We start from the raw sequence: 6498 nt of genomic DNA on the forward strand, positions 1-6498 counted from the left end.
AGTGTTTGTAGTATTTCTTGGCTTATTGCTGGTACTCGGTGCCTTTGTCGGCATGATGGCGGGCTTACTTGGCATTGGCGGCGGTTTGATTGTCGTCCCCTCGTTGCTTTTCTTACTCCCGTTGGCGGGGATTGATCCTGATATCGCCATGCACATGGCCCTCGCGACCTCGCTTGCGTCGATTATCATCACTTCCGGCTCATCGGCCCTCAACCACTTTAAATTGGGTAATGTCGATATGTTCGTCATCAAATGGTTGATGCCCGGTGTGGTGATTGGCGGCTTTCTTGGCGCGCACGTCGCAGAGTGGATACCGGCCGCTTACTTACCCAAAGTGTTTGGAGGCATTGTTCTGATGCTCTCTTTGCAAATGCTGTTTTCTCTCAAAGCGACTCAAACGAGAGAAATGCCGGGGCACGCGGCAACGCTCTCGACGGGGATGGGAATTGGTGTGGTGTCGAGTCTGGCCGGGATTGGTGGTGGGTCGTTGTCGGTACCGTTTCTCAATCGTCATGGGATTGAAATGAGAAAAGCGGTCGGGTCGTCATCGGTCTGTGGTTGTGTGTTAGCCATCTCGGGCATGTTGGGGTTTATTCTTAACGGCATGCAGGCACAAGCGCTGCCCGTGGGCAGCCTCGGCTATGTCTATCTACCTGCCTTAGTGGCGATCGCCTCCACCTCAATGTTGACCACTCGTTTTGGTGCGACATTAGCGACCAGTATGCCAACCACGAGGCTGAAAAAAATATTTGCACTGTTTTTAATGTTCGTTGCGGGAACTATGCTACTGTGACGCACTCTCAACTTCTATCTTGAACTCATTGAACACCACAAGAGAATCTCTCCTATGTCCCAGGGATATCTAGACTTTCCAAATATTGATCCGGTATTACTCTCCATTGGCCCACTCTCTATCCGTTGGTACGGTTTAATGTACTTGGTGGGATTTGCTTTTGCTCTTTGGCTAGCGAACCGCCGCGCAGATAAGCCCGGCAGTGGCTGGACACGAGAGCAGGTGTCCGATTTGCTGTTTGCTGGTTTTCTCGGTGTGGTCATTGGTGGCCGAGTTGGCTATGTGCTGTTTTACAACTTTGACCTCTTCCTTCAAGACCCGCTCTATCTGTTTAAAGTATGGACCGGCGGTATGTCATTCCACGGTGGCCTGCTGGGAGTCATTAGCGCGATGTTCTGGTACGCGAAAAAGAACGGTCGAACCTTCTTCGGTGTGGCCGACTTCATCGCCCCGCTGGTGCCGTTTGGTCTCGGTATGGGCCGTTTAGGTAATTTTATGAACAGCGAGCTGTGGGGGCGTGTGACGGATGTGCCTTGGGCGTTTGTCTTCCCAAATGGTGGTCCACTGCCGCGTCACCCGTCTCAGTTATACGAAATGCTGCTCGAAGGCATAGTGCTGTTCTTTATTCTCAACTGGTTTATTAAAAAGCCGCGTCCGCTTGGCGCTGTATCAGGGCTCTTCCTTGCCGGTTATGGTACCTTCCGTTTCTTGGTCGAGTACGTACGTGAGCCTGATGCGCATTTGGGCCTCTTTGGCGGGTTTATCTCTATGGGGCAAATCTTGTCTCTACCAATGGTGATCATTGGTGCCTTGATGGTCGCTTGGGCATATCGACGTGGGCTTTATAAAGACGAATTACCACAACAAACGAAGTAAGGATTGGCTGTGAAACAGTATTTAGATCTTTGTCAGCGCATCGTTGACCAAGGAGAATGGGTAGAAAATGAGCGCACGGGCAAGCGTTGCCTAACGGTGATCAATGCCGATCTCACTTATGATGTGGCGCAAAATCAATTCCCACTCGTGACCACTCGTAAGAGCTTTTGGAAAGCCGCTGTGGCGGAGCTGCTTGGATACATCCGAGGGTATGACAATGCCGCTGATTTTCGTCAGTTAGGCACAAAAACTTGGGATGCCAATGCCAACTTAAATACCGCTTGGCTTGAGAACCCTTACCGCAAAGGTGACGATGACATGGGACGCGTCTACGGCGTTCAAGGTAGAGCTTGGGCCAAACCCGATGGCGGTCATATTGATCAGCTGCGAAAAATTGTCGATGACCTGACTCGAGGCGTGGATGATCGCGGTGAAATCCTCAATTTCTATAACCCGGGTGAGTTTCATATGGGCTGTTTACGTCCGTGCATGTATAGCCACCATTTCTCTCTGCTTGGGGATACCTTGTACCTCAACAGCACACAGCGTTCGTGTGATGTACCGTTGGGTCTGAATTTTAATATGGTTCAAGTGTATGTCTTCTTGGCGATCATGGCGCAAATTACGGGCAAGAAAGCCGGACAAGCCTACCACAAGATTGTCAATGCACACATCTACGAAGACCAGTTAGCCCTAATGCGAGATGTTCAGTTGAAGCGTGAACCTTTGGCCGCGCCCACGTTCCACATCAACCCAGAGATCAAAACCTTGGAAGATTTGGAAACGTGGGTCACCTTGGATGACTTTTGGGTGGAAGGGTATGAGCACCATGACCCAATCCACTATCCGTTCTCAGTGTAATAGCCATTCGCACTGTAATGATTAACAAGAAACCAGCGTACTCGCTGGTTTTTTTGTATAAAAAAAGCCCTCAACCGAGGTCGAGGGCTTAGTATGCGATGGCAAGTGTGTTTAGGTTGTCAGTGCAAGGATAGCGCCTGGTAGGACTAAAAATACTGTCACCAAATAGGCGGCGACGACCGCTTTGTTCTTCACCGCCATGTCTGAAATCATGTCGGCGGCTTTGACCGGTAGCTCACGTAAGAACGGAATACCGAAGATGAACACGGTGGCCAATACGTTAAATGCGAGGTGCACTAAGGCAATCTGCAGTGCAAAAACCGCGAACTCACCCGAGGCTGCCGTTGCAGCAAGCAAGGCTGTGATACAAGTACCGATGTTCGCACCCAGAGTGAATGGGTAGACGTCACGGACTTTCAGCACGCCAGAGCCTACAAGCGGTACCATCAAGCTGGTCGTAGTAGATGAAGATTGAACCAGTACGGTCACTACAGAGCCAGACACGATGCCGTGGATAGGACCACGACCGATAGCGCTTTTCAAAATCTCACGAGCACGGCCAACCATCAAGCTCTTCATTAATTTACCCATAACAGTAATGGCCACGAAGATGGTCGCAATACCTAGAACAATCAATAGCACCCCACCCATGGTGTCGCCAAAGGTTGCCAACGGCTCCTTAACGGCATTCACAACAGGCTTAGTGATAGGTTTGATGAAGTTCAAGCCTTTCATGCTCATGTCGCCCGTTGCAAGGAACGGAGAGACCAGCCAGTGGGAGATCTTCGCAAGAATGCCAAACATCATTTCCAACGGAAGGAAGATAGCAACAGCAAGCAGGTTGAAGAAGTCATGAATCGTGGCACTGGCGAACGCACGTTTGAACTCTTCTTTATTGCGAATGTGACCAAGAGAGACCAAGGTGTTGGTGACTGTTGTACCAATGTTGGCACCCATGATCATTGGAATGGCGGTCTCAACAGGTAAACCACCTGCCACCAAACCGACAATAATAGAGGTGACGGTACTTGAGGATTGGATCAAGGCGGTGGCCGTCAAGCCAATCATTAATCCAGCAATAGGGTGTGACGCAAATTCAAATAGGACTTTAGCTTGATCGCCGGTTGCCCATTTAAAGCCGCTACCTACCATAGAAACAGCAAGTAGTAGTAGGTATAACATGAATGCCAAGTTAGCCCAGCGTAACCAGCGAGTCGTACTCGAGATTGGTGCTGCTGTAGTAGTAGCTTGGTTCATAATTTTCTCCGTGGACCGTTTAATACTTATTGGTCGGTTGTTGAAATTGAGGCTGATGTTAGAGAGGAAATATTTCAGTAATATTACATTTCTATGTAATGCGGTCTTTTTTGAGGGATAGCGAGGCTTATCGGTATAATTCTTACGTTACGATTGAGTTAACTTATTGAAAATTATTAATTATTTCTGTATTGATAAAACTGTGCACGAGCGCATTTTTTGACAAAAAATTCAACTGAACGGCTTTCTCTCGTCAGCTTTATGACAGAATAGTGTCATAAAGTTATTGTAAAATTTCGGTATTAGTAGTGAAAAGTCAATGATCATTCGGTTTTGACGAGTTATTGTTGTCATCAACGAGTTTTGATATAACCCATATCTATTGTGCGCTTATTGAAGTTGTTCCCCCTATGTCTCATTTGAACTATAACCACCTCTACTATTTTTGGATGGTGTGCAAACAAGGCTCAGTGACGAAAGCTGCAGATGCCTTGTTTTTAACGCCGCAAACGGTCACTGGCCAGATCAAAGCGTTAGAAGAGCGCATGGATGGAAAGTTGACTAAGCGCAACGGACGCAGCATCGAGCCCACTGAACTGGGTCAATTGGTCTATAAATATGCGGACAGGATGTTTGGTCTAAGCTATGAGATGTTGGATATCGTCAATTACAGCCAACGTTCCAACCTGCTGTTTGATGTGGGGGTGGCGGATGCGCTCTCAAAGCGTTTGGTTAGCAAGATCCTGATGACCACGGTGCCGCAAGACAACAGTATTCATTTACGCTGCTTTGAATCGACGCATGAAATGTTGCTTGAGCAATTGTCGCAGCACAAGTTGGATATGATTTTGTCTGATTGCCCGGTGGACTCAAGCCAAAGTCCAGGTCTGTACAGTAAAAAACTGGGTGAGTGCAAGATGAGCTTTTTCTGCAGTGGCCAAGTGGCTGGGGCGAGTTTTCCCAGTGTGTTAGAGCATCGAAAACTGCTGATCCCCGGTAGTCGCACGGCAATGGGGCGCAAAGTGCTGCAATGGTTTGATCGTCAGGGTTTACAACCGAATATTTTGGGCGAGTTTGATGACGCTGCGCTCATGAAGGCGTTTGCTCGTTATCATCAAGACGTGATCTTTTTGGCGCCTTCTTTATATGTCTCGGAAGTGGATAGCGATCTGCCGCTGCAACACATCGGTGATATTGAGGAGCTAAAAGAAGAGTACTACGTGATATTTGCTGAGCGAATGATTCAACATCCGGCGGTGAAAAATGTGTGTGACGCAGATTTCAATTCTTTGTTTAATTTATAACCTTGCCTAAATGAGAATAGATTACTGTTCTTATTTAGATTACTATCAGCAGCCTGCGGCAAATGGGCCGAAACAGCGATAAAAGAGTATCAGGTGCGGGAAGTGAGGGCTTCTTTGCTCATCGGGTTTAGGGGTAGGTAGTGATGAATCTGGAAGAGATGGAAAAGAACTCTGCTCAAGCAGTTGTCTTACTCAAAGCGATGGCGAACGAAAGACGTTTGCAGATTTTGTGTCTTTTGCATAACCAAGAGCTGTCGGTTGGGGAGCTATCCGCGCAGTTGCAGCTAAGTCAGTCTGCGCTATCTCAGCACTTAGCGTGGCTACGTCGTGATGAACTCGTGGTGACGCGCAAAGAAGCGCAGACGGTGTATTACACTCTTCACAGCGAAGAAGTGAAGAAGATGATCGAGCTGTTGCACCATCTTTACTGTTCTTGATGCATGGATTACCACAAGAACTGGTGTAAGGTTCGACAAATTTCAGATATAAAAAAACCGGCAATAGCCGGTTTTTTCTTCACTGGGAAATCAGAGTTCTATTATAGAGCTTTGATTGCAGCAGCGAAACGAGACTTATGACGAGCAGCTTTATTCTTGTGAATAAGGCCTTTAGTTGCCATGCGGTCTAGGATTGGTGTAACTGCAGCAAATGCTTCAGTTGCAGCAGCTTTGTCGCCTGCTTCGATAGCAGCAACAGTTTTCTTCATGTAAGTGCGCATCATAGAACGACGGCTAGCGTTGTGCTGGCGACGTTTCTCAGCTTGGATAGCGCGCTTCTTAGCAGATTTACTATTTGCCAAGGGTCTAACTCCCAAAAACTTTAGTTCGGTGACAATTTAAGGGCGAGGAATATCCCTCATTTGCGCCTAAATGTCAAATGATTTGTGCAAAAACCCATCGCAGCCAAACAAATTTTGGATTAGAAAGGTCTTCACGGTTAAGATGGCGGGGATTCTATCAGTATTTTTTTTTCAATGCTAATACTAATCTGCTCTCAATGAGTTATTCCCTAATAACCCAAGCACTGAATTGTTAGTATGAGCGAGTTCTTGAGGTAGTCGTGAGTAAACGTCTCTTAAAATCAGGCATGATTGTCAGTGCTATGACATTGATTTCTCGAGTGTTGGGCCTTGTGCGCGACGTAGTGGTCGCAAACTTGATGGGCGCAGGGGCGAGTGCTGATGTCTTCTTTTTCGCCAATAAAATTCCCAACTTTTTACGCCGCCTGTTTGCAGAAGGCGCGTTTTCTCAAGCCTTTGTGCCGGTATTGACCGAATATCACGCCACTGGTGATGAGGAGAAAACCCGCCAACTGATTGCCCGCGCGGCCGGAACGCTCGGCGTCATTGTTTCTATTGTGACACTGCTTGGTGTGTTGGGCTCGGGTGTCGTCACGGCTCTGTTTGGT

At 47.8% G+C, this 6498-nt stretch carries 8 protein-coding genes; 6 read left to right on the forward strand and 2 right to left on the reverse strand.

Features of this window, described 5'->3' with window-relative positions:
* The first annotated feature begins 1 nt into the window (after window position 1).
* The 3 genes from AC6R1O_RS03240 to AC6R1O_RS03250 are packed head-to-tail and all read left to right on the forward strand — an operon-like array spanning window position 2 to window position 2530.
* Entirely contained in the window at window positions 2-793 is a 792-nt protein-coding gene (locus AC6R1O_RS03240) for a sulfite exporter TauE/SafE family protein (protein WP_500632716.1), read from the forward strand.
* 54 nt (window positions 794-847) lie between these two features.
* Window positions 848-1669: a prolipoprotein diacylglyceryl transferase gene (lgt, locus tag AC6R1O_RS03245; RefSeq protein ID WP_334554044.1), complete on the forward strand. Its 822-nt coding sequence runs from the start codon at window positions 848-850 to the stop codon at window positions 1667-1669.
* A gap of 9 nt (window positions 1670-1678) precedes the next feature.
* Complete coding sequence (locus tag AC6R1O_RS03250) at window positions 1679-2530, forward strand: thymidylate synthase (protein WP_500632715.1); 852 nt, start codon at window positions 1679-1681, stop codon at window positions 2528-2530.
* Window positions 2531-2641: 111 nt separating this feature from the next.
* Here AC6R1O_RS03250 and AC6R1O_RS03255 read toward each other — a convergent pair whose 3' ends face one another.
* On the reverse strand, window positions 2642-3787 hold the full coding sequence (locus AC6R1O_RS03255) for a Na/Pi symporter (RefSeq protein ID WP_487901857.1): 1146 nt from the start codon (window positions 3785-3787) through the stop codon (window positions 2642-2644).
* A 410-nt stretch (window positions 3788-4197) separates the two neighbouring features.
* Between AC6R1O_RS03255 and nhaR the strand changes: the two genes are divergently transcribed.
* Together nhaR and AC6R1O_RS03265 are read left to right on the forward strand one after the other, a co-directional pair.
* Window positions 4198-5091, forward strand: coding sequence for a transcriptional activator NhaR (gene nhaR, locus AC6R1O_RS03260; protein ID WP_500630098.1), 894 nt, complete (start codon window positions 4198-4200; stop codon window positions 5089-5091).
* Window positions 5092-5234: 143 nt separating this feature from the next.
* On the forward strand, window positions 5235-5528 hold the full coding sequence (locus AC6R1O_RS03265; RefSeq protein ID WP_334554121.1) for an ArsR/SmtB family transcription factor: 294 nt from the start codon (window positions 5235-5237) through the stop codon (window positions 5526-5528).
* Between the two features lie 101 nt (window positions 5529-5629).
* On the opposite strand, the gene rpsT is transcribed toward AC6R1O_RS03265, so the two are convergent.
* On the reverse strand, window positions 5630-5890 hold the full coding sequence (gene rpsT, locus AC6R1O_RS03270) for a 30S ribosomal protein S20 (RefSeq protein ID WP_004744855.1): 261 nt from the start codon (window positions 5888-5890) through the stop codon (window positions 5630-5632).
* Window positions 5891-6150: 260 nt separating this feature from the next.
* On the opposite strand from rpsT, the gene AC6R1O_RS03275 reads away from it, so the two are divergent.
* The coding region (locus AC6R1O_RS03275) for a lipid II flippase MurJ (protein ID WP_500656472.1) at window positions 6151-6498 on the forward strand (348 nt) is incomplete at its 3' end.

It is taken from the genome of Vibrio sp. R11-SG3-ISO3-SZ, from assembly GCF_059834345.1.